We start from the raw sequence: 25,523 nt of genomic DNA, 5'->3' as shown, positions 1-25,523 counted from the left end.
ACCTGCACCGCGCTTTATGCAACAGTACACCCAGGCCGGATGATAAGAGCCCGCGACGGGGGATGCAAATTCCTCCCGTGGCTCGCTCAGAACCCGGCCATCGGCCTAATGCCGGTCAGTTAAGGAAATAGTCGATTTCGCATGCTGAGCTTGTATGGCAGCTCTAGAGCTTTGTGAAGCTGACGGCCTATCGCGGGACAAGCCCGCTCGCCACCTGTACCGTGCTCCCCGCGCACCTGGTGGCGAGCGGGCTTGTCCCGCGATAGGCCGGCAGCAGCGCAGAAGTTGCAAAAGCCGAAGGCTAAGCACAAGTATTTGGATCGAATGTTCTTCCTTAACTGGCTGGCATTGGCCATCAGCCTGCCATTCTCGCCAGCCATCGCATTCGAGGTTCCATGCAGATCGAGTTACAGGAGATTCGTGATCACCTCCATCGTTTCCCCCCCTTCGATGCGTTGCCACTGGAGACGCTGGATGGGATAGCCCAACGGGTCGAGGTCAGTTATTTCAAGGCCGGCAGCGATATCCTCGAGGCAGGCGCGGTGATCCGGGACCTGCACTATGTGCGCAGCGGCGCCGTGGAAATCTATCGGCGCAACGGCGAGCTTTACAACCGGCTGGTCGAGGGCGATATCTTCGGCCAGGCCGGTCTGTTGCGCAGCAACAAGGTCCGCTTTCCGGCCAAGGCCCTGGAAGACAGCCTGATCTATTTCATCCCCGCCGAGGTCTTCGCCGAACTGTGCGCGCAACATGACGCCTTCGCCGAGTTCGTCGAAGCCGAAGGCCATTCCAGGCTCAAGTCGGCCGTAGAGGCACAGGGCCGGGCGAGCGAGCTGATCCAGCTCAAATGTCGCGTACTGGTCTCGCGCTCGCTGGTCTGGGTGACCTCCGATACCTCGGTGCATGAAGCCGCCAAGGTGATGACCGAGCAGAGCGTCTCGTGCGTCGTGGTCATGGACCCGGAGCCGCGGCCCGCGCACAGAATGGTAGGGATCGTGACCGACAGGGATCTGCGTACCCGGGTCGTCGCCGCCGGGCGCAGCGACAGCGCGACGACCATCGGCCAGATCATGTCGGTCGATCCAGTGGCGATCGAGGCGGATGACTCGCTCTTCGAGGCCATGCTGGTGATGTTGCGCCGCAATATTCATCATCTGCCGGTCATGTACAAAGGTCGGACGGTCGGGCTGATCAACCTGTCGGACATCATTCGCTACGAGTCCCAGAGCAGCCTGTACCTGGTCAATCGCATCTCCAACCAGACTTCGGTCGAGGGCCTGCGGGCTTTGCTTCGTGATCTGCGTGGAACCTACATCCGCATGGTTCGCGAGGGTGCGACGGCGCACATGATCGGTAGCGCGATCTCGGGCATCGGTCGCGCGTTCACCCAGCGTCTGCTCGAGCTGGCGGAGAAGAAACTGGGTCCGCCTCCGGTGCCTTACTGTTTCATGGCGCTGGGGTCGATGGCGCGGGACGAGCAGTTGCTGCTCACCGATCAGGACAATGCCCTGGTATTGGACGACGCGTTCGACCCGACCCTGCACGATGACTACTTCCGCAGTCTGGCGACCTTTGTCAGCGATGGTCTCGCCGCGTGCGGGTACAGCTACTGCAAGGGCGGCATCATGGCGACCAACGATCAGTGGCGTCAGCCTTTGCGGGTATGGCGGGGCTATTTCAATGACTGGATCGAAAAGCCGAATGCCGCGACCCTGCTCAACAGCTGCATCTTTTTCGACCTGGATGGGGTCTATGGACAGCTCGAGCTGGTGCAGGAGCTCAAGACGTTGTGCGCGCGCAAATCCAGCGCCAACCCTGGGTTCCTCAATGCCATGGCGCGAATCGCGCTCAATCGGACACCCCCTCTGGGCTTCTTCCGTACGTTCGTGGTGGAGACGGATGGCCGACAGAAACGCATCATCAACCTCAAGGGCCGTGGCACCGCGCCACTGACCGACCTGATCCGCATTCACGCCCTGGCCTGTGCCAGTACCGCGCAAAACTCCTTCGATCGCCTGGACGCGATCAGCAACACCAAACTCATGCAGCCTGAAGCGTTGAAGCACCTGAGGTATGCGCTCGAGTTCCTCTCGATGGTGCGGATTCGGCATCAGGCAGATGCCCTGGAGCAGGGCATGAGTCCGGACAACTACATCGAGCCGGAGCGTTTTTCTACCAGTGAGCGGCATAACCTCAAGGAAGCGTTCCAGGTCTTGAGCAACGCTCAGAACTTCCTGCGATTTCGCTATCCCGCCAAGGCGCGGCAATTGCCATGAAGGGCGCCGGCACAGAGCGCATGGCGGGCAAATCGGAATGGGCAGCCAGGTTCGAGGCGCTGGCGAAAGAGGCCAGACATCCTGCGCTGCAAAAGTTCTATCGAGCCGGGGTCATTGCAGCGCAGACGCCTATCGAACAGGTTCAATTACTGGCAATGGACGTGGAAACCACCGGCCTCGACGCCCAGGCTCACAGCATCGTCAGCATCGGCCTGATACCGTTCACCTTGCAGCGGATACGCTGTGGCCAGGCCTTGTACTGGGTGGTGAAACCGCAGTCGGAATTGAATGAAAAGTCGGTGACCTTTCACCACATCACCCACACGGATATCCGGAACGCTCCCGCGCTGACCGAGGTGGTGGAGGCGCTGCTGGACGCCATGGCGGGGAGGGTGATGGTCGTACACTACCGGAACATCGAGCGGGGTTTCCTGGACCGGGCGTTTCATCGTCACTTGGGAGAGGGGCTGCAGTTTCCGGTGATCGACACCATGCAACTGGAAGCGCGCATGCACAGGCAGAAGCGGAGCTGGCTCGACAGGTTGCTGCGTCGGCCTCAGCTGTCGATAAGACTGGCGGACAGTCGCGCCCGCTATAACCTTCCTCCTTACCATGCCCACCACGCGCTGACCGATGCACTGGCTACCGCCGAATTGTTGCAAGCGCAGATTGCCAGCCACTATCTACCGTCCACCCCAATCGCGGCGTTATGGGACTGATCGGCGATTGAAGTCGTTCCGGAGGTTGGCCTTGGTGGGTACAGCTGAATACCCACCAAGGCCGACAGGCGTAGTCGGCCTGTCTATGCGCAGCGTCTCAGGATCGCGGCTCGGACATCAGCCCTTTCACCAGGGAAATGCAGCCTAGCAACAGGACTATGGCGAAAGGCAAACCAGTGGAAACCGCCATCGCCTGCAACGCTATCAGGCCGCCCCCGAGCAGCAAGGCGATCGCAATGACGCCTTCGATCACGGCCCAGAACACTCGTTGTGGCACCGGCGCGTCGACTTTGCCGCCCGCTGTGATCGTATCGATTACCAGGGAGCCGGAATCCGACGAAGTGATGAAGAAGACGGCAACCAGAACGATTCCCAGGAAGGAAGAAATCTCCTTCAGCGGCAGTTCGCTCAACATGGCAAACAGCTTGAGCTCCAGGACGGCATCCTTGACGCCGATCAGGCCTTGAACCGTCGCCTGATCAATGGCAGTACCGCCGAAGGTCGTCATCCACAGGACCGAAACCAGGGAAGGCACCAGCAGGACGGAGATCAGGAACTCTCGCACGGTTCGGCCCCGGCTGACCCGGGCGATGAACATCCCGACAAAGGGGGACCAGCTGATCCACCAGGCCCAGTAGAACGCCGTCCAACCCTGGATGAACTCGACATCGGTTCGTCCGAACGGATTGGACAGGGAGGGCAGATATTCGGCGTAAGTCACCAGATTCTTGAAGAATCCGGTGAAGATCGCCAGGGTGGGCCCTACGACGATGATGAACACCAGCAGGAGCAGGGCGAGCCCCATGTTGACCTGGGACAGAAACTTGACACCCTTTTCCAGGCCCGCCACGACGGACCATAGAGCAACCAGTGTGATGCCGATGATCAGCACTACTTTGCTCAGGTTATTCGACTCTATGCCAAACAGGTATTCGATCCCGGCGGCGGCTTGCTCCGCACCGATCCCTAGAGAAGTCGCCAACCCGAACAAGGTGGCGAATACGGCCAGAATATCGATGATGTGCCCAGGCCATCCCCAGACACGCTCGCCCAACAGTGGATGAAAGATCGAGCGTATCGAAAGCGGCAAGCCTTTGTTGAACGAAAACAGCGCCAGGGACAAGGCGACAATGGCGTAGATCGCCCAAGGGTGCAGGCCCCAATGGAAGATCGTCGAGGCCATCGCCAGGTCGGCGGATGTCTTCATGTCGCCAGCCGCGCCGCCAAGCGGCGCCCAATCGGTGCGCACTCCGCTGGGATCGACGGTCACGCCACCCATCGAGGCGGCATAGTGCGACATGGGTTCCGCCACGCCGTAGAACATCAGGCCGATGCCCATGCCCGCGGCGAACAGCATCGAGAACCAGCCAAGATAGGTATGGTCGGGCGTGGCGTCCCTGCCACCCAGACGCACCTTGCCCAGCGGCGAGACGATCAGCACCAGGCATAGCACGACGAAGATGTTGGCCACGCTCATGAAGAACCAGGCGAGGTTGCTGGTCAGCCAGGTGCGGATCGAACTGAAGAGTGGTTCGACTTCATTCTGGAGCGCCAGCGTCAGGATGACGAACAGCAGAATGGTCGCCGCCGAGATGATGAAGACCTTGCCATGGATATCGAGCGAGAATGAAAACTCGCCTTTGATGTTGTCTTGCCCGATGACGTAATCAGTGTCGATCAGGTTGGCTGCTCCACTTGGCGCGGGAATGCCATCTTCGCTGACAGGTTGAGTATTGGCTGACAGATCGTCCGTGGGTTTTTTACCCATTGGTGCCTCCTGGATGCTGGCACGGTAGCGTGCAGTGGTGTTTAGCCCCGCTGTTCCTATGGTAAAACGAGATGAGTGTGGTCCTATCCTAGCAAACCTTGCCGCGAAACCCGCAACGTCGCAGGTATTCGAGTCACGCCATCGAACCTCTCGAATGAACGAAAGCTGGCGATGGTTTCTCCCGTCAATGCTCATCCTGCGCAGATGTTTTGTCCCAAGGCGCGACATCTGCGTGCTAGCAGAGCGTTTAAGCGACCAATTGGTTCAACACGTGCGCGAATTCCGAATGCCGCGCAGGATCGGGTAGCGCGAAGGTTTTTTCGCGAGCGGGGTTTGCAGAGAGGGAGGCGTTCGATGGCGGCAGCACTGGCTCAGGACGACCCAGGAGTGAGTCTTGTAGCGCGCCGGGCATTTCGCTCGGCAATCATGGGTGTTCTACCGCCAAGGTCATGACTCTTGGCGGTAGAACCGGTTTCTATATTGTTCTCAGCCATCATCTGTAGATCTCACTACGATGACCTGGCTGCACTACAAGTACCCGTAATGCCCCGTCCTGAATGTCGTAAATGACCCGGAAATCCCCCACTCGATAACGCCAGAGCCCACCTTGCGGTCCGCCAAGCGCCTTTCCAATACTGCGAGGATCTTTCCGTTTACCAGTCCGCTCATCCATGAAATCCAGGATGCGTTTGGCTGCTTGTCTGTCGAGCTTGCGTAACTGGCTTACAGCTGTGTTGGTGGACTCAATCGTCCAGGCCAAGGTCTTTCCTTACCTCGGCCGCCGAATGCACGGATTCCTGTCCTTTACGTACTCGCTCCAGGACTTCTGCCGCGAGATAGTAGGCCTCCAGGTCGGTGAGACCTTGGTCAATGAATTCGCGCAGGTATACGCTTTGGTGCGGCCTGTACTGCTCGCCAGGAAATCGAGGCGCCGTTCGATTCTGGTGCCAGGCGAATTGAAGTAGGCGTGCCAGAACCTTTCGGTGCTTCGTGATACGTATTGACTGTATCAAGACCGGTTTCTTGAAAGGGAGCGGCAGGCTGCCCATCGCCTCATGCTCTACGGGCAAGGGCGACCTTCAGGTCGTTGAGGGAAGCTATCAATGTCATTATCTGATTCAGCATCAAGCATGGAGCCAGTCACGGACGTCCAGAAGTGGAGCCGCTCACATCATCAGCTTTGAATGAAAGGTGCCGAACTGAAAGGTGGGAGAATCCTGTTTCAGCGGCTGCTGGACGGGGGAGTATCCAGTGAAGCGGAAGTGGAGCGGGTGAAGGGAATCGAACCCTCGTTATCAGCTTGGGAAGCTGGAGTAATGCCATTATACGACACCCGCTTTGCAGCCCGATGTTTTACCAGAACCCCTCTCGGATGGAAACCCTAGTGTCGAAAAAAGCCTGATCGGCGGCCTGTGGCTGCGCATTGCAGCATTGGCAGGCCGCCGATGCTTCAGATGGCCAGTGCATGGTGGCCCTGTATGAAATGACTGCGTGGCCGGGCATCGCGGCCATGAGGCTTGAGGAAGTTCAGCAAGGCCGCGCGGGTGGCAGCGCAAGCGTTCTTGTGCTCCATGTCGAGGAAGTGCCCGGCATCGTCGATCGTCGTGAAGTGGCTGTTGCGCACATGCCTGCCGAACTGGCGAGCGTCCTCGACCGTGGTGTATTCGTCGCGATGGCCGTTCATGAACAGGATCGGAATGTCGATGTTGCGGGCATTCTCGAGCGCCCGGTCGATGCCGTTTCGCAGCACCTGTTGGATGTTGAGCAGCATCTGCGCGTATTCATGGCTGTCAAGACTGCTCACATGTCGATAGTTGAAACGCTTGAACAGCGAAGGCAGATGCTTGCCGATGGTGTCGTTGACCAGATTGCCCATCTGATAGCGGTCCCAGGCTGCCAGGTACTCGCAGCCGCGCTCGAGATAATCGCGCATGGGCTGGTTGATCACCGGCGAGAAAGAGCTGACGATAGCTTTCTTCACATGCCGTGGCTTGTACCCCAACGCCAGCAGCGTGCAGGCGCCCCCCCAGGAAAACGACATGACGTGGTCCGCACCGAAGTGCTCGATCAGCTCCAGCAGGATATGCGCCTCCGTTTCCTCGGTCAGCAAACGCTCCGGATGGTTGTGCGGCTTGGATTTGCCCGCATAGGGCTGATCGTAGAGGACGACATTGAACTGGGGATGCAGGCTGCGCACCGTCTGGGCAAACGAGGCGGTGGTGGCCAGTGAGCCGTTGACCATGATGATGGTCTTGTCCGCGACCTCTGACCGATGCATCTCCGTGTAAACCCGATACTGACCTTGGATATCAAGCACAGCTATTTCTGGCCTCATCTTTCGACTCCTGGCGCAAAAAAAAAGGGCGTTCGCGGCACCAAGGGTGCGCGTTCTGTATGACAGGTAGGCATACGCCTGAAGAGAAACCGGTGCCCTTTGTCGATCCTTGACGACGATGGTCGACGGGTATTGTTATCGATGGACGATCCGCCGGATCCCATGATTCTGGGTCTTGGGTGGCCAGTGAATGCATCCAGCCCACAAGTGTGACCGATGAGTCACATGCAGACTTATGAATTGGATTCAAGCAGTGGGATGGACAACCCGCAAGTGCCGTTGGGTAAAAAGACGCAGCGCCGAAGTGGTCTTTTCCGCAGTGGGTGATCAGCGAAGGAAAAAAAGGGGAGCGCTTGCGTCAGACCAGGGCGACTTCCTGCTCGGTCAGCAGCCGGTACTCGCCCGGCGCCAGGGTCGGATCCAGGCGGATCGGTCCCATGCTTTCCCGGTGCAAGCCCACGACCTTGTTGTCGAAGTGGCCGAACATGCGCTTGACCTGGTGATAGCGGCCTTCGACGATGCCCAGCCGCGCCTGACGCGGGCCCAGGAGCGTGAGCTCGGCGGGCAGGGTGGTTAGGTCCTCGAAGGCGAAGTAGAAGCCTTGGCGAAACTTTTCGATGTAATGCGCGCCGATCTCGTCTTCGGTCTCGACGAGGTAGTACTTGGGCAGCTTGGTGCTCGGCTGGGTCAGGCGACGTGACCATTGGCCGTCGTTGGTCAGGATCATCAGGCCCGTGGTGTTGTAGTCCAGACGTCCAGCGATGTGCAGGTCTTCACGCAGCGGCGGCGGCAGCAGGTCGAGTACGGTGGGGTGCTGCGGATCTTGGGTAGCGCTCACGCAGCCGGTCGGCTTGTGCAGCATCAGGTAACACGCCGGCCGCCCGGCTTGCAGGACCTCTGCATCGACCTCGATATGACTGAAGACGCGAACTTCGTGGCGCGGATCGGTCACGACCCGGCCATCGACGCGCACTCGCCGCTCCACGAGCAGCAGACGTACTTGCAGGCGGTTGTAACGGGGCAGGTTACCGAGGAATCGATCGAGGCGCATGGAAAGGTCATTGGCGGCAGGGGCGGGCAGTCTAGCGGATCGGCGAGTTGCCCGCGGCGCGCAGTTGATCTTCCACCGCCGCGCAACGCGGGCACAGGCAGGCCAAGTCACGCAATGCTTCGGGCAATGCCTGCAGCACGGCCGGGTCGATGCTCACGCCGTAGCACCAGCAGTCTTGAGTGGCAGTGCGGGGGTCGGCCAGGCTGCAGTGGTTGAGCGCCCCACAGGCGGGGCAGTGCAAGGTGTCAGTCATGATCGTTTCCAGGCGTCTGCGCACAGACGCGGTTGCGGCCTCCCTGTTTGGCGCGGTAGAGCGCATGGTCGGCCCGCGTCAGCAGGCCATCCAAGGTATCTCCGGACCGCAGGGTGCTTAGCCCGATACTGGTGGTCAGGCGCAAGGCTCGTCCATCGAAGTTGAAGACTTTCTGCTCGGTCCGACGACGGATCTTCTCGGCCACCTCCAGCGCTCCCTGGGCATCGGCTTCGCGTAGCAGGACGATGAACTCTTCGCCGCCCCAGCGGCAGAGTATATCGGACTGACGCAGACTGCCTCGCAGCACTTCGGCGAACTGACGCAGTACCTCGTCACCCGCCAGGTGACCATGGGTGTCATTGAGCGACTTGAAATGGTCCAGGTCGATCAGCAGGGCAACCAGTGCCGCCGTGCTGCGCGGGGCTTCGTGCAGCGCCTGGCCGGCAAGCAGATCGAAGCTGCGCCGGTTGGGCAGGCCGGTAAGGCTGTCGAGTGTCGCCAACGCTTCGGTGTTGTCCTGGTGGCGCTTGATCATGGCGTTGAGCAGCGACAGCACCACCAGGGTGATCATGGCGCAGATCGCCAGGTTGAGGTACAGCGACTGGCGGACCCGGTCCAGGGCGCCATCTTCGCGCTTGTCGACCAGTAGCATCCAGTCCAGTTCGGGTATGGCCCGTGCATTGAGGAAATGGCTGCGACCTTCGCTGTCGCGGTACTCATGGCTGCCTTCGCTTGGCGTCGGCCTGTCGGCCAGGAGCTCGCGCAGGTGTTCACGATCGGCCAGGCGTTCGCCCACGCGCACGCCCTGGGGCCCGCCCTTGGAGCCGGTGAGCAGGACCTTGCCCTGCGTGTCGGTGAAATACACCGTGCGGTGGTAGCGGCGCTGATACTCGTCGATCAGGCGGACCACCGCCTCGACACTCAGGCCGACCCCGGTCGCACCCAGGAAACGTTGCTGGTAGTCCACGACCCGATAGTTGATGAACACCGCCAGCTTGTCCTGATTGGCCATGTCCAGGTCGACGTTGATCTCGTAGGGCGTGTTCAACTCACGAAGGCGGAAGAACCATTCGTCACGCCATTCATGAGGCTCGACCTGCTTGAGCTTGCCCTTGGCCTGGTAATAGGTACGAGTGCGGTCTGAGACGAAGAAGGCGGTGAAGGTCTCCTGCCTGCCCATCACCTCGTCGAGATAACGGGTGATCTGTTGCGTGTCGCGTTCGCCTGCCAGGACCCAGTCGCGCAGAAAGATATCCTGGGCCATCATCGAGGAGATCAATACTGGCCGGATCAGGTCTTTCTGGATCTCCGAATAGACGTTGTCCGAGGTCAGCGGCAGCTCGGTATTGAGGATGCCGTCGCGAATCGCGCTGCGCGAAGAGAAGTAGCTGATCAGCGAGGTCGCGAGGAAGCCGCATGCCAGTAACAGCAGCAGGGCCAGGATCAGCGAGCGTCGCGAAAACAGGACGGAAGGTGGCGGCATGATCTTCCCATGATGTGTGCCAAGGGGCTGCATTCTAGTGAGATGGCTAGAAAATGACCGCATGTTTTTTGGCACGTTGCAGCTTGTTTCAAGGTATTACGGCAATGGCACTGCACGTCAGGTGCGAGGTCTGAATCCATGCCAATCAACGTTTGTCGATTGGCGCTCACCAGCGCCGCTGGTCCGGGCACTCCAGCGGTCGAGGAGGCCGCCATGCACTTATTCAGATTTCGCCGTGCCGTGCTTGTCGCACTGTTAGGCCTGCTGACCACCGCGTGCGTTCCCTACGGAGGGGGAGGCTATTATCGCACCGAGTACTACAGCGCCGATCGCCAGGTCTATCCAGGCAATTACGGCTATGACCGCGGTTATCGGGTCGCGCCTCAGCCTCGCTATTATTACAACCCACCCGTGCGCTACCACCGCGCCGCGCCCGCACCGCATTTCAGGCCGCACCAGCCACCGGGGCTGAACCCGAAATGGCACAACAATCCTCGTAACGACCACCGCTACTATGGGGACCGCCAGCGCTACGACTATGGCAGGGACAGGGACCGGAACGACTATCGCAATGAGCGTCGTCTCCAGGACAATCGCCGCTATCTCGACCAGCGCAGCCAGCGCCATCCGCGTCATGAAGCGCCGCGACGCCAGGGCAGCTGGCAGCGCTAGCGCTCTTTCCCGTCACGTTCTCGTCAGGCCAGGTCCGCCAATGGATGGCGGCCCTCCCAGGCCTTGCTGAAATGCGCCTCCACCACGGCCAAGGGCACTTGGGCAATGTCCGGCCAGTGCCAGCGTGGATGGTTGTCCTTGTCGATCAGCCGTGCGCGCACTCCTTCGCTGAAATCAGGATGACGACAACAGTTCAGGCTCATCGCGTATTCCATCTGCAGCACCTGTGACAACGACAGGTGACGAGCCCTGCGCAACTGCTCCCAGACCAGCCAGGCAGTGACCGGGCAGCCCTGTTGCAGGCGGCGGCCCGCTTCGGCCAGGAGTGGGTCGGTATGGTCGATAAGGCCGGTGAGGGCGCGCCAGGCAGCGACCGGATCGGCCACATCGAGCAATTCGTCTATCACCGCCCTGCGCGGTAGCCACTGGGCTTCGGGCAATTCGTCGCGGACACGGTGCTGCGCGCATTTGAACAGGCTGTTCAATTGCAAGGCGGTCTGTTCCTGCCAGTTGAGTTGCAGCAGTTCGCTGATCAGCTCGTCTTGCTGGTCCTCGCCCAGAAAGCGGTCCGCCAGGCCCAGGTCCAAAGCGTCGCGGGCATTGAGCGGAGCGCCGGTGAGCCCAAGGAACAGGCCGAGTTTCCCCGGCAGGCGGCTTAGAAACCAGCTGGCGCCGACGTCGGGGAACAGGCCGATGCCGATTTCCGGCATGGCCAAGCGACTGCTCGGCGTGACGATGCGCACGCCGACACCCTGCAGCAGACCCATGCCACCGCCGAGCACGTGCCCGTGACCCCAGCACAGCACCGGCTTGGGATAGGTATGCAGACGATAGTCGAGCCGGTACTCGCTGGCGAAGAAGGCCGCGGCGAGCGGCGGGACGTTGCCAGGGTTTTCGCGGCAGGCATCGACCAGCCCTCGCACGTCGCCGCCGGCACAGAACGCCTTGGCTCCATTGCCGCGCAACAACACGCAGACTACCCCGGGATCGGCGGCCCAGGCGCGTAATTGCTCATCGAGTCGTTCGATCATCGGCAGGGTTAGCGCATTGAGTGCCTGGGGGGCATCCAGCGTGGCGATGCCGATACCGGCTCCGTCGACTCCGGTGAGTACCTCGCAGTGAATGGACATGGTTTACCTCGCTTCTGTCAATCGCACAAGTATGGCCCGCTTGCACGATCATGCCCGTCGCGGGTCGTATCATTGACAAGCCTGGGCAGCTTTCCTAGTGTCGCGATATTGCTTATGGATGACCTCATGACTGACGACGATCGGATCAAACTCGAACCTAGCTGGAAGGCTGCCTTGCGCGCCGAATTCGAACAGCCCTACATGCGCGAGCTGCGCGAATTCCTGCGTCACGAACATGCGGCAGGCAAGGAGATCTATCCGCCAGGGCCGCTGATCTTCAACGCCCTGAACTCCACGCCGCTGGACAAGGTCAAGGTGGTCATCCTCGGCCAGGATCCCTACCACGGCCCGGGGCAGGCCCATGGGCTGTGTTTCTCGGTGCAGCCGGGTATCCCGACGCCGCCGTCGCTGGTGAACATCTACAAGGAACTGCAGCGCGACCTCAATATCCCGATTCCGCGACACGGGTGCCTGCAAAGCTGGGCCGACCAGGGGGTACTGCTGCTCAACACCACCTTGACCGTGGAGCGTGGCAATGCCGCGTCCCATGCCAACAAAGGCTGGCAGTTCTTCACCGATCGCGTTATCCAGGTGGTCAGTGAGCAGTGCGAGAACGTGGTATTCCTGCTGTGGGGAGCGCATGCCCAGAGCAAGCAGAAGCTCATCGACGGTACCAAGCACCTGATCCTCAAGTCGGTGCATCCTTCGCCGTTGTCGGCCTATCGTGGTTTCCTGGGTTGTGGGCATTTCAGCCGGGCCAACGCGTTTCTCGAGCAACGTGGTTTGACACCGATCAACTGGGAATTGCCGCAGGTCTGATTCGCAAGGCAGGGCGGCCATTCGATAGCGCCGCCCGGTCTCAGTTTTCCTCTCCAGCCTTGACCCAGTACCGGAACAACGGCTCGGCAAGGAACAGCACGAACAACAAGCGCATCACCTGCATTGCCGTGACCAGCGGTACCGACAGTTGCAGGGTTTCAGCGGTCAGGCTCATCTCGGCGATGCCTCCGGGCATCATGCCGAGGGTCAAGGAACGAAGGTCCAGCCGAGTCAGGCTGCTCAGGACCCAGGCTGCGCTGGCCGCGATGAGCATGCTCAATGCGGTGGCCAACAATGTCCGGCCGAGGAACGACGGCGCGCGGCGGAAGAAGGCGCGGTTGAAATGGCATGCCAGGCCGCTGCCGATCAGCCACTGCCCGATCTGACTGGCGCCATTTGGCAAGGCGATCTGCAGGTTGCCCGCCAGGCTGATACTGGCGGCGACCAGCAGCGGGCCGAACAACCATGGATTGGGCTGGCGCAGACGTTGCCAGCCGAGCGCCACGAGTACACCCAAGGGTGCAATCAGCGCCAGCCAGCTCCAGTCGACACTGCCCGCATGGTTCAGCGGTACGCCGTTACCCAACAGGAACTTGAATACCACTGGTACGAACAGCACCACCGCCAGCACCCGCAGGCTCTGGGCCGCGGCGACCTGGCTCAGGACCGCGCCATTGCGAGCGCCGAGGTTGACCATTTCTCCCGATCCGCCGGGCATGCTGGCGAAAAAGGCGGTGGCACGGTCTTCACCGGTCCGGCGCAACAGCCATATGCCGAAGAGGGCCGAGAGGCTGGTGAACAGCGCGCCGAAGAAGATCAGGCCGAAGTGACTGGCGACCTGCTCGATCACCGCCGGGGTGAAGTGCAGGCCGATACCGATGCCGATGATCCACTGGCCGCACTTGCGTCCACCCGGGATCTCCGTGAGCTGCCAGGGCGTCAGGCAGCGCACGAGGATGATGGCCAGCAGCGAGCCGACCATCCAGGGCAGCGGCCAGCCGACCTTGCTGGCGAGAAAACCACCGGCAAGACCGACCAGCCCGGTCGCCCAGAACAACGGCACGGATCGGTCAGACATCGGCCAGGGCGCGCCGTTGCTGGCTGCGACGACGCCAGATGCGCAGCAGGGGCAGGCACAGCATGCAGATCGTCAAGGCCCAGACGGACAGGCTGATTGGGCTCGACCAGAGGATACCCAGCTCACCGTTGGAGATCGACAGCGCGCGGCGCAGGTTCTGCTCCATCAGGCCGCCGAGGATGAACCCGAGCAGGATGGGAGACAGCGGGAAGTCCAGCTTGCGCAGGATGTAACCCATGATCCCGATACCGACCATCAGGAACAGGTCGAAGGTGGTGGCGTGTACCGCGTACACACCGATACCGGTGATGATCGCGATTACCGGCACGAGAGCCCAGTTTGGTACGGCCAGAATACGAGTAAAGATTCGGATCATCGGAATGTTGAGGATCACCAGCATGATGTTGGCGACGAACAACGAAGCGATCAGACCCCAGACGATGTCGGGCTGCTGCTCGAACAGCATCGGACCGGGCGTGATGTTGTACAGGGTCAAGGCACCGATCATCACGGCCGTGGTGCCTGAGCCAGGTACGCCGAGTGTCAGCATCGGCACCAGGGCTCCGCAGCAGGAAGCGCCGATGGCGGTCTCAGGCGCGGCGAGGCCGCGCTTGTCGCCTTTGCCGAAGGTCCCGGAGGCTCCCGCCATGCGCTTTTCGGTCATGTAGGCCACGGCGCTGGCCAGGGTCGCGCCGGCCCCGGGCAATACACCCATGATGAAGCCGAGCAGCCCGCAGCGGATGTTGACAGCGAAGACCGACGCCGCTTCCTTGAAGTTGAACAGCATGCGCCCGGTGGCCTTGACGGCCTGATGGCCATGGTGGGTCTTCTCTAGCAGCAGCAGGATCTCGCTGATGGAGAACAGGCCCAGCACCAGGACGACGAACTGAATACCGTCGGCCAGGTGGACGCTGTCGCCAGTGAAGCGGTACACACCGCTGTTGGCATCGATGCCGACACTGGAGAGGAACAGGCCGATCAGCGCCGCGATGAACGTCTTCAGTGGCTTGTCGCCGGCCATCCCGCCCAGGCAGACGATGGCAAACACCATCAGCACGAAGTATTCCGCGGGACCGAAGGCAATCGCCCATTTCGCCAACAGTGGCGCGAACAGCACCATGCCGCAGGTAGCGATGAAGGCACCGATGAACGAACTCCAGGCCGACAGCGACAGGGCCACGCCGGCCAGGCCCTGGCGGGCCATGGGATAGCCGTCGAGGGTGGTCATCACGGTAGAGGCTTCGCCGGGGATGTTGAGCAGGATCGAACTGATCCGCCCGCCGTATTCGCAGCCCAGGTAGACCGCCGCCAGCAGGATCAGCGCCGATTCCGGCGGCAGGCCCAGGGCAAAGGCGATGGGGATCAGCAGCGCCACGCCGTTGATGGGGCCAAGGCCTGGCAGCAGGCCGACCACGGTTCCGATCAGCGTGCCGCTGAGGGCCGTGACCAGGTTGTAAGGGGTCAGGGCGACGCCGAAGCCCTGACCCAGGTAGCTCAAGGTATCCATGTATCAGTTCTCCAGAACGTCAAGCAGGCCAAGGGGCAGGGGTACGTCCATCACGCGGTCGAACAGCCAGTACAGGAACAGGCTCATGGCCACGACGATGACCACGCTGTGCAGCCAGCGTCCGCCATACAGTCGCGCCATCGGCACGCCGATCAGGATGCTGCTGAGGATGAAGCCCAGCGACTCGAAGGTGCTGGCGAATACCAGCAGCAGAGCGATGCAAAGACCGATCTTGGTCAGGGTCGCGCGGTCCAGCTCGGGCTCGTCGTCCTTGCGCGCGATGGGCGTCGGCCGCACGACCAGGTAGAGCAGTGCCAGGCCCATCAGGCCCAGCATCAGCAGCGGGTAGGCGCGAGGGCCGACCGGTTCGTAGGAGAAAGCCGCCTGGTAGGGCCAGGCCATCACGGCCAGGGCGGCGCAGACCGCCAGCAGAAGCAGGGCGAAGATGCGTTGCAGGATCATGGGGCGAATCCTCTCGGGAAGGGCGGCGCCGCCCTTTTCGCGGGCGCGGGCTTGCCTGGCGATGGTGTCAGGCAAGCCCGTGCCTCGGGGTGGCGGCGCGGACCGTTGCAGGGTGGCCAGGGCTTATTGGATCAGCCCGAATTCCTTGGCCAGGGCCTTGTAGTCGGCGACCTGTTTCTTGACGTAGCCATCGAGTTCTTCACCGGTCATGGCGAAGGGGAACAGCTCGCGCTGGTCGCGCAGCTTGGCGAAGTCTTCGGAGGCCAGCAGCTTGTCGAAGGAGCCTTTCCACCAGGCATAGTCTTCATCGCTGACCTTCGGCCCGAGGTAGAAGCCGCGCACCACCGGCCAGACGATGTCGTAGCCCTGCTCCTTGGCGGTCGGGATGTCTTTCATCTCGGGCTCGTCCAGGCGGCTTTCGGAGAACACCGCGAGGATGCGCATGTTGCCGCTCTGAATGTGCGGCATGGAGTCGGAGATGTCGGTCGAGCCGACCTGGATGTGTCCGCCAAGCAGGGCCGTGGCGATTTCGCCGCCACCTTCGAGGGCGACGTAACGCAGGTCGCGCGGGTTGATGCCGGCGGCCTTGGCGATCAAGGCGGTTTGCATCCAGTCCTGGCTGCCGACCGTGCCGCCGGAGCCGATCACGACCTTGCTGGGGTCTTTCTTCAGTGCCGCGACCAGATCGTCGAGGGTCTTGTAGGGCGAATCGTTCTTCACCGCGATGGCGCCGTAGCTGGTGCCGACCGCCGCCAGCCAACGCACGGCATTCTCGTCGAAGCGACCGAACTTGCCTTGCGCCAGGTTCAGCAGCGAGCCACTGGACCAGGCCACGAGCGTACCGGCATCGCCCGGACGCTGGGCGACCACGGCGTTGTACGCTACCGCGCCGACACCGCCAGGCATATAGGTGACGCGCATGGGCTTGCTGAGGATCTTCTCGTTGACCAACGCGCTCTGAACCAGCTTGCAGGTCAGGTCGAAGCCGCCGCCGGGCGAAGCCGGTGCGATACATTCGGGGCGTTTCGGCTCGGCAGCGAGGGCGTTACCGGCCAGCAGCAGGCAGCCGGTGGCGAGGACGAGGCGGCGCAGGGAAAAGTTCATCGTCTATCTCCGTGAGTATTGTTGTTATCGGTTACCAGAGGGCCACGCTGTAGCTCACCAGCAGCCGTACTTCATCGGCATCGCGGGCAAAATTCGAGCGGAAGGTGGCGTTACGCAGGCGCACGGCGACGTTCTTCAGCGCGCCGCTTTGCACTACGTACTTGAACTCGGTGTTGCGTTCCCACTCCTTCCCTTCGCCGCCATCGGCCAGGCTGACGTTGTCGCCGCTCAAATAGCGGGTCATGAATGTCAGGCCGGGGATGCCCAGCGTGGCGAAGTTGTAGTCGTAGCGCACTTGCCAGGAGTGCTCGTCGGCACCGGCGAAGTCGTTGATCTGCACGAAGTTGACCAGGTAGGGATCGGCGCCGTCGACATAGGGGAAGGCACTGTCGCCGGACAGATGCTGGTAGGCAGCGCTGAACTTGTGACCACCGAGCGCATAGCTGAACATGCCGTTGGCGGTGGTGTTGTCGATCCTGCCTCCACGCGCCTGACCCTGGTCGTCACTCATCGACAGTCGCAGGTCGGCGCCCAGCGTGCCTGGCCCCCACGGTTGGCTGGCGATCATGCCGACGAAATGCTGGCGATAGACTTCATCGAGCTGGGCGAAGTGATAGCTGCCGGTGATGCGGTCGGTGAACCTGTAGTCCAACCCGGCCACGTCGTAATGCTCGCCGGCGACCGTGCCGAGGAAGCGGCTATTCTTGTTGTTGAGGGCAATATCCTGCTTGTCGGTATCGTTGCGATCCTTGGCTTTCTCCAGGCGCCCACCTGTGAAGGTCAGGCCCTTGATCTCCTGGGAAGTCAGCAGGGCGCCCTCGAAAGTCTGCGGCAAGATGCGGCCGTCGTTGGGCTGCAGTGTCGGTAGTTCCGGGATGAGGGTGCCGATCTTCAGCTCGGTCGCGGAGATCCTGACCTTGCCGGTCAGGCCGAGCTTGGAGTACTCGTCGGCCGCGCGGCCGTCGTCATGGGTCGGCAGCAGGCCGGAGTCGGTGCGGTCCGGGCTGGAGTCGAGCTTGATGCCGAGCATGCCCAGGGCATCCAGGCCAAAGCCAACGGTGCCGTCGGTATACCCCGACTCGAGGTTGAGCATGAAACCCTGCGCCCATTCATCGCGCTTGGACTGCTGGCTGCTGGTGCCGTCCCGAAAGTCGCGATTGAAGTACATGTTGCGGGTTTCGAAGGTGGCCGTGCTGTCTTCGAGGAAGGCGGCCTGGCTCATCGGAGCGACGCCGGCCAGGGCAAGACTGCTGGCAATGGCAGAGGGACGAGTGAAAAAGGATCGAATAGGCACGAACGCCTGCGGCTGTTTTGACAGCATCGTCGATAGACTCCGTTATTGTTCTTATTGGTCATGCACGTCGAGGTGCATTTCTGGCGCTCGGGGCAGCCTTGGCGAAATGCTAGGTAACGAACCTTTCGCCAACCTTTCAATGTGAAAGGAATGTGGCCGAGGGCTTCACAGGGCGTCTGCCGGCGTTACACTCCGCGCCACAGTTCCACAACCAAGCAGGGAGAAATCGATGCGTGTGCTGCTGGTCGAAGACCATCTGCAACTGGCCGAAAGCGTGGCCCAGGCCCTGAAAAGCACAGGTTTGACCGTGGATGTGCTGCACGACGGCGTGGCCGCCGACCTGGCCCTGGCCAGCGAGGACTATGCCGTGGCCGTGCTCGACGTGGGCCTGCCGCGCATGGACGGCTTCGAAGTGCTCGCCCGCCTGCGTGGCCGGGGCAAGACCTTGCCGGTGCTGATGCTGACCGCCCGTAGCGATGTGAAGGATCGCGTGCATGGACTCAACCTAGGCGCCGACGATTACCTGGCCAAGCCGTTCGAGCTGAGCGAACTGGAGGCGCGGGTCAAGGCGCTGCTGCGGCGCAGCGTGCTGGGCGGGGAGCGCCAGCAGCGTTGCGGAACCCTGGTCTACGACCTCGATACCCGACGCTTCAGCCTGGGCGAGGATCTGCTGGCGCTGACTTCCCGCGAACAGAGCGTGCTCCAGGCCCTGATCGCTCGGCCTGGCCGGGTGATGAGCAAGGAGCAGCTCGCGTCCCAGGTGTTCGGTCTGGATGAAGAGGCCAGCCCCGATGCCATCGAAATCTATATCCATCGCCTGCGCAAGAAGCTCGACGGTCACGCGGTGGCCATCGTCACCTTCAGGGGGCTCGGTTACCTGCTCGAGCACCGCAATGCGTGATGACGGCAGTCTGCGCGCCAGGCTGCTGTGGAACCTGGCGGTGCTGCTGGTGGTGCTGATGCTGGCCAGCGGCCTGAGCGCCTACTGGAATGGCCGGGAAGCGGCCGACACAGCCTACGACCGCACCTTGCTGGCCTCGGCGCGGACCATCGCCGCCGGGCTTTCGCAACGTGATGGCACGCTCAGCGCCGAGGTGCCCTATGTGGCGCTGGATACCTTTGCCTATGACAGTGCGGGACGGATCTATTACCAAGTCCTGGATATCCATCAGCAACTGATCTCCGGCTACGAACATCTGCCACCGCCACCGCCCGGGACCCCGCGCACGGACGACTATCCAGCCCTGGCGAGCTTCTACGATGCCACCTACCTGGGGCAGGACGTGCGTGTGGTCAGCCTGTTGAAGGCGGTCAGCGAGCCGAACATGAACGGCATGGCCGAGATCCGCGTTGCCGAGACCGAGGAAGCGCGGGTGCGTATGGCTCAGGGCCTGATGGCCGACACGCTGCTGCGCCTGGGGATGCTTGCGCTCGGGGCATTGCTCATGGTGTGGTTCGCGGTCAGTGCCGCGCTGCGTCCACTCGAGCGTCTGCGCACGGCGGTCGAGGAGCGCCAGCCTGACGACCTGCGCGCTTTGCCCGTGGTTCAGGTGCAGCGCGAACTCAGGCCTCTGGTACGAGCCTTGAACCATTTCACCGAACGCCTGCGTGGCCAGTTCGAGCGCCAGGCGCAATTCATCGCCGAAGCCGCCCACGAGTTGCGCACGCCGCTGGCCGCCCTCAAGGCGCGGGTCGAACTGGGGATGCGCTCGCACGACCCACAGGAATGGCGCCAGACCCTGGACTCCACCGTGCAGGGCACCGATCGGCTGACGCACCTGGCCAATCAATTGTTGTCGCTGGCGCGGGTGGAAAACGGCGCGCGGGCCATTGCCGAGGGCGGTGCGCAGCGCCTCGATCTGAGCCAGCTCAGCCGCGAACTGGGCATGGCCATGGCGCCTTTGGCTCATGCACGGGGCGTGGCGCTGGCGCTGGAAGCCGAAGCACCCGTCTGGCTCAAAGGCGAGCCGACGCTGCTTCACGAGCTGCTGAGCAACCTGGTGGACAACGCCCTGGCGCACACGCCGATTGGAGGTAATGTGATCCTGCGGGTGCTCGCCCCGGCGGTGCTGGAAGTCGAGGACGATGGGCCGGGCATCCCCGAGGACGAGCGCGAGCGGGTATTCGAGCGTTTCTACCGGCGCGGTGCGCAGGGCACAGGGCTCGGCCTGGCCATCGTGGGCGAGATCTGTCGTGCCCATCTTGCACAGATCAGCCTGCATGACGGCGAGGGTGGCGGACTCAAGGTACGGGTCAGCTTCATCGCCGATTAGCGGAACATGTCCCGGCCTGCGAGCAGGTTCACGGCATCGAGCTGGGTGCCGTGAGGTAGCTTGAGATGGCGGTAGGCGGGCAGATCGATCAGGGTTTGCTGTGGCATGCGTTGGCACAGGTGGCTGGCGATCTGCACGATATCGATGTAATCCACCTTCTCTGTTCGCCGCTCCAGATCCTTGACCTTGCCTGGCAGCATCACCAACTGCTCGGGGAACTCCCAGGCACTGAGAATCTTGTCGCCCAGCACCGGCTGGATTCTTTCGATCACGAAATGCAGGCACACCGGGTCCGACAGCAGCTCATTGTGCTCCTCGGCGTAGATCAGCACGGGGAGGGCGCCGATCTGGTGAACCAGGCCCCCGAGCGTGGCTTGATCGGGCTTGAGCGAGGTGTAGCGTCGCGTCAGCTCGTAGCTGACGCCCGCCACTTCCAGGCTGTGTGCCCATATCTGGCGAAGCGTCTGCTCCACGGCGGGCGAGCGAGTATGGAAGATCTGTTCGATCACCAGACCGATGGCCAGGTTGCAACTGTAGTTGACACCCAGCCGGGTAATGGCGGTGTGCAGGTCGGTGACCTCGACGTAGCCGCGCAGCAGTGGGCTGTTCACGACCTTGATCAGTCGCGCCGACAGCGCGGCGTCCCGGCCGATCACCTTGCTCAGATCGGCAACGCTGATCTCGCTGTCTTCGGCTGCCTCGCGAATGCTCAAGGCGACTTCCGGCAGGGTCGGCAGGACCAGGTCGTCGTTCTCGATGGCAACGAGCAGCTGCGCTTGGACCATCTCGGCCAGCTTGTTCATGGAATTCTCTACAGCAAGGGTGGGGCAGCCCCGCCATGTCGGCGGGGCAGGCTGGTCAGCGCTGGATCTCCCGGTCGCGGTCCAGTTCGTAAGGCAGGCTCAACAGCGTCAGGCGCGGGCCTTCAAGGCTGCCCAGGTGCAGGTTGTCGTCCTCGACAGCATCGGCGCTGAGCACGGCAAGCAATTCGCAACCTTGGCCGGTGCTGGCGGCGATGACCACTTCACCAACCGACGAGGCGTGGACAGGCGAGAAGATTTCGCTACCAGGGGCAGGTACCTGGTCATGCTCGAGGGACAGGCGGTATTGTCGGCGCTTGAGCTTGCCCAGGTACTGCATGCGCGCAACGATTTCCTGACCGGTATAGCAGCCCTTCTTGAAACTGACCCCGCCCACGGCCTGCAGATTGATCATCTGCGGGATGAACAGCTCCCGGGTCGGCCCCATCACCTGCCCGATCCCCGCCCGTACCTGGCCAAGCAGCCAATCGTTGAGCGTGCCTTCGGTCAGATGGCCGGCGAGATGCTCGCGCACGGCCTCGGCCTGTTCGACAGGGGCCCAGAGCTCGACACGTTCAGCCGAGGCACGGATGGCGATGAGGCCTTCATGACGGCAGGTGTTGCCGTCCGCTTGCGGCACCGAAAGTCCCAGGGCCTGCAGCGCCGTATCGCCCTGCTGCAGACCGAAGCGGATCCAGGCCTGGCTTTCATCGGTCAGCGTGGCCTTGGAAAAGACCGCGTACTTCTTCAGATCGGCCAGTTGCGGCTCGAGCAATTCACTGGCCATCGCCAGGAGGAAGCCATTGTCCTCGGGAACGATGCGGAAGCTGGATTGCATGCGGCCCTTGACCATGCAGCGGGCGCCAAGGCCGGCATGCGCCTGGTCGAGGTAGTTGAGGTTGCAAGTGAGCTGCCCTTGCAGGAACTTGCCGGCATCGGAGCCCCGAACGGCAAGAATGCCTTCGTGGGACAGCGAACAGAAGAAAGCGGTATCGGCCATGGGTCATCGCAAGTGTTGGAGACTGGGGGCCATGATAGAACGCCGCTAACAAAATAGGTAGGTGAGCAAGGATTCTTGCCCGCTGGCGGTGATGGGAAGGACACGGTAACAGTCCCTCGACCAACGCCTTGTACCGCTTGGATCGGAGCGCTGTATACTGGCCGACCATTCGAGGAGGGCCCCATGGTCGAACAAACTGAACTCAATCGGCTGTTCTGGAACAGTCGCCGCGGCATGCTGGAACTGGACGTGCTGCTGGTGCCTTTCTCGCAGGAGGTCTATCCCGACCTTGGCGAAGCGGATCGCGAACTCTACCAGCGCCTACTGAGATGCGAAGACCAGGACCTGTTCGGCTGGTTCATGGAACGCAACGAGTCCGCCGATCCGGAGCTGCAGCGCATGGTCCGCATCATCCTGGACCGTGTCCAGCCCAAGTGAGCATTTCGAGTGCCGTTGGCAAGGCTCGCGCCTGCTGCTGATGGCCTATGTCGGTTGCCAGGTTCTGGCGCTGGCGACATTGTGGGTCAGCGCGCTGCCTGTATGGCTGGCCCTGGTTTTTTTCGCGGCGTGCATACTCCATGGCTGCTGGACGATCCCTCGGCATATCCTCCTGACCCATCCTCGTGCTGTCACCGGCCTTCGCCGCGATCCTGGCGGCTGGCAACTGTTCTGCCGCGCCGAAGGCTGGCAGACGGCTCGTTTGTGCCGAGACAGTGTTGCCCTGCCGGGACTGGTGGTGTTGCGATTCGTGCGCGATGAACAGTGGGCGGGGGAGAGCCAGTGCATCCCGAGGGACGCGCTGGCCGCGGTCGAGCATCGCCGGCTGCGCGCGCGCCTGAAGTTCAGTCGGCGTAGGTGGGCGGCTGCAGGATAGTGTCACGGGCTTGCGCCAGCATCCCCGGGTAGTCGAGCGTGTAATGCAGTCCTCGGCTTTCCTTGCGCTGCATGGCCGAGCGGATCATGAGCTCGGCTACCTGCGCCAGGTTGCGCAGTTCGATCAGGTCGCGACTGACCTTGTAGTTGCTGTAGAACTCGTCGATCTCGTCGAGGAGCAGGCGGATTCGATGCTCGGCCCGCTGCAGGCGCTTGCTGGTGCGCACGATACCCACATAGTCCCACATGAATCGCCGCAACTCGTCCCAGTTGTGCGCGATGATCACGTCTTCGTCGGAATCGGTCACCTGGCTGGCATCCCAGCTCGGCAGCGCCGTGGGCATGCTTACCTCATCCAGGTGCGCTTCGATGTCGGCCGCGGCGGAGCGCCCGTAGACGAAGCATTCGAGCAACGAGTTGCTGGCCATGCGATTGGCACCGTGCAGGCCGGTGAAGCTGGTCTCGCCGATCGCGTACAGGCCCGGCACGTCGGTGTGGCCACGATCGTCCACCATGACGCCGCCGCAGGTGTAATGCGCGGCCGGTACCACCGGAATGGGCTGGCGAGTAATGTCGATGCCGAAGGTCAGGCAGCGTTCGTAGACGGTAGGGAAGTGGCTGGTAATGAAGTCCTTAGGCTTGTGGCTGATGTCCAGATACACACAGTCTACGCCGAGGCGCTTCATCTCGTGGTCGATGGCCCTGGCGACGATATCGCGGGGCGCCAGCTCCTCCCGTGGGTCGAAGCGTGGCATGAAGCGCTCGCCGTTGGGCAGGCGCAGCAGGGCGCCTTCACCGCGCAGCGCTTCGGTAATCAGAAAGCTCTTGGCCTGCGGGTGGTACAGGCAGGTCGGATGGAACTGGTTGAACTCCAGATTGGCCACCCGGCAACCGGCCCGCCAGGCCATTGCGATCCCGTCTCCGCAGGCGCCGTCCGGATTGCTGGTGTAGAGATAGACCTTGGCCGCGCCGCCCGTGGCCAGGACAGTGAAGCGCGCGCCGTAGGTGTCTACTTCGCCGCTCGTGCGGTTGAGCACATAGGCCCCCAAGCAGCGTTCGCCGTCCTGGCCAAGGCGAAGCTGGGTGATCAGGTCGACGGCGACACGTTGCTCGAGCAATTCGATGTTCGGTCGCTTGCGCGCCTGTTCCAGCAGGGTCTTGAAGATGGCGGCGCCGGTGGCATCGGCGGCGTGGATGATCCGTCGATGGCTATGCCCGCCCTCGCGGGTCAGGTGGAACTCGAAACCGCCGTCTTCCACGGCATGATGCTCGTCACGGGTAAAGGGCACGCCTTGGTCGATCAGCCACTGGATGGCCTCGCGACTGTGTTCGACGGTAAAGCGTACGGCCCCCTCGTCGCATAGGCCGCCGCCCGCGTTGAGGGTATCCTCTACATGGGACTGGACTGTATCGGCATTGTCCAGCACGGCAGCAACGCCACCCTGCGCCCAGTAGGTGGAGCCGTTGGCCAGGTCGCCCTTGCTCAGCACCGCGATGCGCAGGTGGTCGGGAAGGTTCAGTGCCAGACTGAGACCGGCGGCACCGCTGCCGATCACCAGGACATCATGTTGGAATTGTTGGGTCATGTCAGGACACTAGTAATCTAGAGAAAGGGAACGGCACAATAGTCATGCGCAGATGGCATTGTGAAACTATCGTGAAACCAGACCGACTGTCTTTATAGCAGTCTCAGGCGCCTGATCCAATGGCGCTTGCTGGTATACGCATTCTTCGGGAACTTTCCGTGTGGCACGGAAATCAATAGAAGGCTGCCCGTACGTCACAGTAGCCAAGGCGACGCGGGGCGGCAGCTCGATTCGGGCTGGACCCTACGTATTCGAGACCAGATTATTGATGCGGCGGGCCATGGCCACGCAGCATCTTTCGTGCGAGCCCACCTTGATGGCCGCAGGAAACTTGCTTGGAGGGGAGAACTTTTGCGCAAAGCCCGAGTCTATGGTTGCAAGCCTGAACGATGGCCCTCGCAACGCTCTTTCGAGCTCACTGAGGAGTGTTCATGCTAACCCAGGAAGAGGATCAGCAGCTTGTCGAGCGTGTGCAGCGTGGTGACAGGCGAGCGTTTGATCTGTTGGTGTTGAAGTATCAGCACAAGATTCTCGGGTTGATCGTGCGGTTCGTACACGACACCCATGAGGCCCAGGATGTAGCGCAGGAAGCCTTTATCAAGGCGTACCGAGCGCTGGGAAATTTTCGCGGGGACAGTGCGTTCTACACCTGGCTCTACCGAATCGCCATCAACACGGCGAAGAATTATCTGGTGTCTCGCGGAAGGCGGCCACCTGACAGTGATGTGAGTTCCGAGGATGCGGAATTCTACGACGGCGATCATGGTCTCAAGGATCTCGAGTCCCCAGAGCGTTCGTTGTTGCGGGATGAAATCGAGGGCACCGTCCATCGCACCATCCAGCAACTGCCAGAAGATTTGCGCACGGCCCTGACTTTGCGTGAATTCGATGGTCTGAGTTATGAGGACATTGCGAGCGTCATGCAGTGTCCGGTGGGTACCGTGCGCTCTCGAATCTTCCGCGCTCGGGAGGCCATCGATAAAGCCTTGCAACCTTTGTTGCAGGAAACCTGAGACAGCGGCGACAGCCAAAAGAGGAAC

25 protein-coding genes and 1 tRNA gene are annotated in these 25,523 nt (G+C 61.9%); 9 read left to right on the top strand and 17 right to left on the bottom strand.

Translation table 11 applies throughout. The annotated features are described in order from the left end of the window. The first annotated feature begins 395 nt into the window (after positions 1-395). Entirely contained in the window at positions 396-2,276 is a 1,881-nt protein-coding gene (locus G7009_RS17075; RefSeq protein WP_181131233.1) for a DUF294 nucleotidyltransferase-like domain-containing protein, read from the top strand. Next, complete coding sequence (locus G7009_RS17070) at positions 2,273-2,995, top strand: 3'-5' exonuclease (protein ID WP_258197962.1); 723 nt, start codon at positions 2,273-2,275, stop codon at positions 2,993-2,995. The genes G7009_RS17075 and G7009_RS17070 overlap by 4 nt, the downstream gene beginning before the upstream one ends. Positions 2,996-3,092: 97 nt before the next feature. Here G7009_RS17070 and G7009_RS17065 read toward each other — a convergent pair whose 3' ends face one another. The 8 genes from G7009_RS17065 to G7009_RS17035 all read right to left on the bottom strand — a co-directional run bounded on the left by G7009_RS17065 (position 3,093) and on the right by G7009_RS17035 (position 9,885). Next, positions 3,093-4,763 carry a BCCT family transporter gene (locus G7009_RS17065; RefSeq protein ID WP_181131232.1) on the bottom strand — a complete coding sequence of 557 codons (1,671 nt, stop codon included), beginning with the start codon at positions 4,761-4,763 and terminating at the stop codon, positions 3,093-3,095. A 493-nt stretch (positions 4,764-5,256) separates the two neighbouring features. Beyond that, positions 5,257-5,523 (bottom strand): type II toxin-antitoxin system RelE family toxin, encoded by a 267-nt coding sequence (locus G7009_RS17060; RefSeq protein ID WP_181131231.1) that lies wholly within the window; start codon positions 5,521-5,523, stop codon positions 5,257-5,259. Continuing rightward, the gene (gene relB / locus G7009_RS28350) at positions 5,507-5,812 is read right to left on the bottom strand and encodes a type II toxin-antitoxin system RelB family antitoxin (protein WP_445677162.1); all 306 of its coding nucleotides are present in this window, start codon (positions 5,810-5,812) and stop codon (positions 5,507-5,509) included. Before relB ends, G7009_RS17060 begins: the two co-directional genes overlap by 17 nt. A gap of 214 nt (positions 5,813-6,026) precedes the next feature. Further along, positions 6,027-6,100 (bottom strand) — tRNA-Gly (locus G7009_RS17055). 113 nt (positions 6,101-6,213) lie between these two features. Continuing rightward, a complete protein-coding gene (locus tag G7009_RS17050; RefSeq protein ID WP_181131230.1) occupies positions 6,214-7,098 on the bottom strand; it encodes an alpha/beta fold hydrolase in 885 nt (294 codons plus the stop codon). A 358-nt stretch (positions 7,099-7,456) separates the two neighbouring features. After that, positions 7,457-8,149 (bottom strand): 16S rRNA pseudouridine(516) synthase, encoded by a 693-nt coding sequence (locus tag G7009_RS17045; protein WP_181131229.1) that lies wholly within the window; start codon positions 8,147-8,149, stop codon positions 7,457-7,459. 31 nt (positions 8,150-8,180) lie between these two features. Beyond that, positions 8,181-8,402: a cysteine-rich CWC family protein gene (locus G7009_RS17040; RefSeq protein ID WP_181131228.1), complete on the bottom strand. Its 222-nt coding sequence runs from the start codon at positions 8,400-8,402 to the stop codon at positions 8,181-8,183. After that, the gene (locus G7009_RS17035) at positions 8,395-9,885 is read right to left on the bottom strand and encodes a sensor domain-containing diguanylate cyclase (RefSeq protein WP_181131227.1); all 1,491 of its coding nucleotides are present in this window, start codon (positions 9,883-9,885) and stop codon (positions 8,395-8,397) included. The genes G7009_RS17040 and G7009_RS17035 overlap by 8 nt, the downstream gene beginning before the upstream one ends. Before the next feature lie 213 nt (positions 9,886-10,098). Between G7009_RS17035 and G7009_RS17030 the strand changes: the two genes are divergently transcribed. After that, positions 10,099-10,557 (top strand): hypothetical protein, encoded by a 459-nt coding sequence (locus G7009_RS17030; RefSeq protein WP_181131226.1) that lies wholly within the window; start codon positions 10,099-10,101, stop codon positions 10,555-10,557. Between the two features lie 23 nt (positions 10,558-10,580). On the opposite strand, the gene G7009_RS17025 is transcribed toward G7009_RS17030, so the two are convergent. Next, positions 10,581-11,687 carry an enoyl-CoA hydratase/isomerase family protein gene (locus tag G7009_RS17025; protein ID WP_181131225.1) on the bottom strand — a complete coding sequence of 369 codons (1,107 nt, stop codon included), beginning with the start codon at positions 11,685-11,687 and terminating at the stop codon, positions 10,581-10,583. Positions 11,688-11,813: 126 nt separating this feature from the next. Between G7009_RS17025 and ung the strand changes: the two genes are divergently transcribed. Next, positions 11,814-12,506 carry a uracil-DNA glycosylase gene (gene ung / locus G7009_RS17020; protein WP_181131224.1) on the top strand — a complete coding sequence of 231 codons (693 nt, stop codon included), beginning with the start codon at positions 11,814-11,816 and terminating at the stop codon, positions 12,504-12,506. 40 nt (positions 12,507-12,546) lie between these two features. Here ung and G7009_RS17015 read toward each other — a convergent pair whose 3' ends face one another. From G7009_RS17015 to G7009_RS16995, 5 genes are all read right to left on the bottom strand, one after another. Beyond that, positions 12,547-13,584, bottom strand: coding sequence for an AbrB family transcriptional regulator (locus G7009_RS17015; RefSeq protein ID WP_181131223.1), 1,038 nt, complete (start codon positions 13,582-13,584; stop codon positions 12,547-12,549). After that, on the bottom strand, positions 13,577-15,091 hold the full coding sequence (locus G7009_RS17010; protein ID WP_181131222.1) for a tripartite tricarboxylate transporter permease: 1,515 nt from the start codon (positions 15,089-15,091) through the stop codon (positions 13,577-13,579). Before G7009_RS17010 ends, G7009_RS17015 begins: the two co-directional genes overlap by 8 nt. Before the next feature lie 3 nt (positions 15,092-15,094). Next, positions 15,095-15,553, bottom strand: coding sequence for a tripartite tricarboxylate transporter TctB family protein (locus tag G7009_RS17005; protein ID WP_181131221.1), 459 nt, complete (start codon positions 15,551-15,553; stop codon positions 15,095-15,097). Between the two features lie 123 nt (positions 15,554-15,676). Then, a complete protein-coding gene (locus G7009_RS17000) occupies positions 15,677-16,657 on the bottom strand; it encodes a Bug family tripartite tricarboxylate transporter substrate binding protein (RefSeq protein WP_181131220.1) in 981 nt (326 codons plus the stop codon). 31 nt (positions 16,658-16,688) lie between these two features. After that, entirely contained in the window at positions 16,689-17,978 is a 1,290-nt protein-coding gene (locus G7009_RS16995; protein ID WP_181131219.1) for an OprD family porin, read from the bottom strand. 202 nt (positions 17,979-18,180) lie between these two features. Between G7009_RS16995 and G7009_RS16990 the strand changes: the two genes are divergently transcribed. Then, positions 18,181-18,852 carry a response regulator gene (locus G7009_RS16990; protein ID WP_181131218.1) on the top strand — a complete coding sequence of 224 codons (672 nt, stop codon included), beginning with the start codon at positions 18,181-18,183 and terminating at the stop codon, positions 18,850-18,852. Next, complete coding sequence (locus tag G7009_RS16985) at positions 18,845-20,224, top strand: sensor histidine kinase (RefSeq protein WP_181131217.1); 1,380 nt, start codon at positions 18,845-18,847, stop codon at positions 20,222-20,224. Before G7009_RS16990 ends, G7009_RS16985 begins: the two co-directional genes overlap by 8 nt. Here the strand turns inward: G7009_RS16985 and G7009_RS16980 are convergent. Further along, positions 20,221-21,027 (bottom strand): HDOD domain-containing protein, encoded by an 807-nt coding sequence (locus G7009_RS16980; RefSeq protein WP_181131216.1) that lies wholly within the window; start codon positions 21,025-21,027, stop codon positions 20,221-20,223. The genes G7009_RS16985 and G7009_RS16980 overlap by 4 nt on opposite strands. Before the next feature lie 55 nt (positions 21,028-21,082). Beyond that, positions 21,083-22,024 carry a CAF17-like 4Fe-4S cluster assembly/insertion protein YgfZ gene (gene ygfZ, locus G7009_RS16975; RefSeq protein WP_181131215.1) on the bottom strand — a complete coding sequence of 314 codons (942 nt, stop codon included), beginning with the start codon at positions 22,022-22,024 and terminating at the stop codon, positions 21,083-21,085. 183 nt (positions 22,025-22,207) lie between these two features. On the opposite strand from ygfZ, the gene G7009_RS16970 reads away from it, so the two are divergent. Further along, on the top strand, positions 22,208-22,462 hold the full coding sequence (locus G7009_RS16970; protein ID WP_181131214.1) for an FAD assembly factor SdhE: 255 nt from the start codon (positions 22,208-22,210) through the stop codon (positions 22,460-22,462). Next, on the top strand, positions 22,446-22,898 hold the full coding sequence (locus G7009_RS16965; RefSeq protein ID WP_181131213.1) for a protein YgfX: 453 nt from the start codon (positions 22,446-22,448) through the stop codon (positions 22,896-22,898). The genes G7009_RS16970 and G7009_RS16965 overlap by 17 nt, the downstream gene beginning before the upstream one ends. Here the strand turns inward: G7009_RS16965 and nadB are convergent. Beyond that, complete coding sequence (gene nadB / locus G7009_RS16960) at positions 22,867-24,483, bottom strand: L-aspartate oxidase (protein ID WP_181131212.1); 1,617 nt, start codon at positions 24,481-24,483, stop codon at positions 22,867-22,869. The two genes, G7009_RS16965 and nadB, sit on opposite strands and share 32 nt — an antisense overlap. Before the next feature lie 431 nt (positions 24,484-24,914). Here nadB and rpoE point away from each other — a divergent pair, with 431 nt between their 5' ends. Then, entirely contained in the window at positions 24,915-25,496 is a 582-nt protein-coding gene (gene rpoE / locus G7009_RS16955) for an RNA polymerase sigma factor RpoE (RefSeq protein ID WP_003252049.1), read from the top strand. Positions 25,497-25,523 lie beyond the last annotated feature (27 nt).

The organism is Pseudomonas capeferrum (assembly GCF_013523055.1).
Taxonomy (GTDB): Bacteria; Pseudomonadota; Gammaproteobacteria; order Pseudomonadales; family Pseudomonadaceae; genus Aquipseudomonas; species Aquipseudomonas capeferrum_A.
The sequence above is the reverse complement of the archived record's forward strand: the minus strand, read 5'-3'. Positions and strand labels throughout refer to the sequence as shown.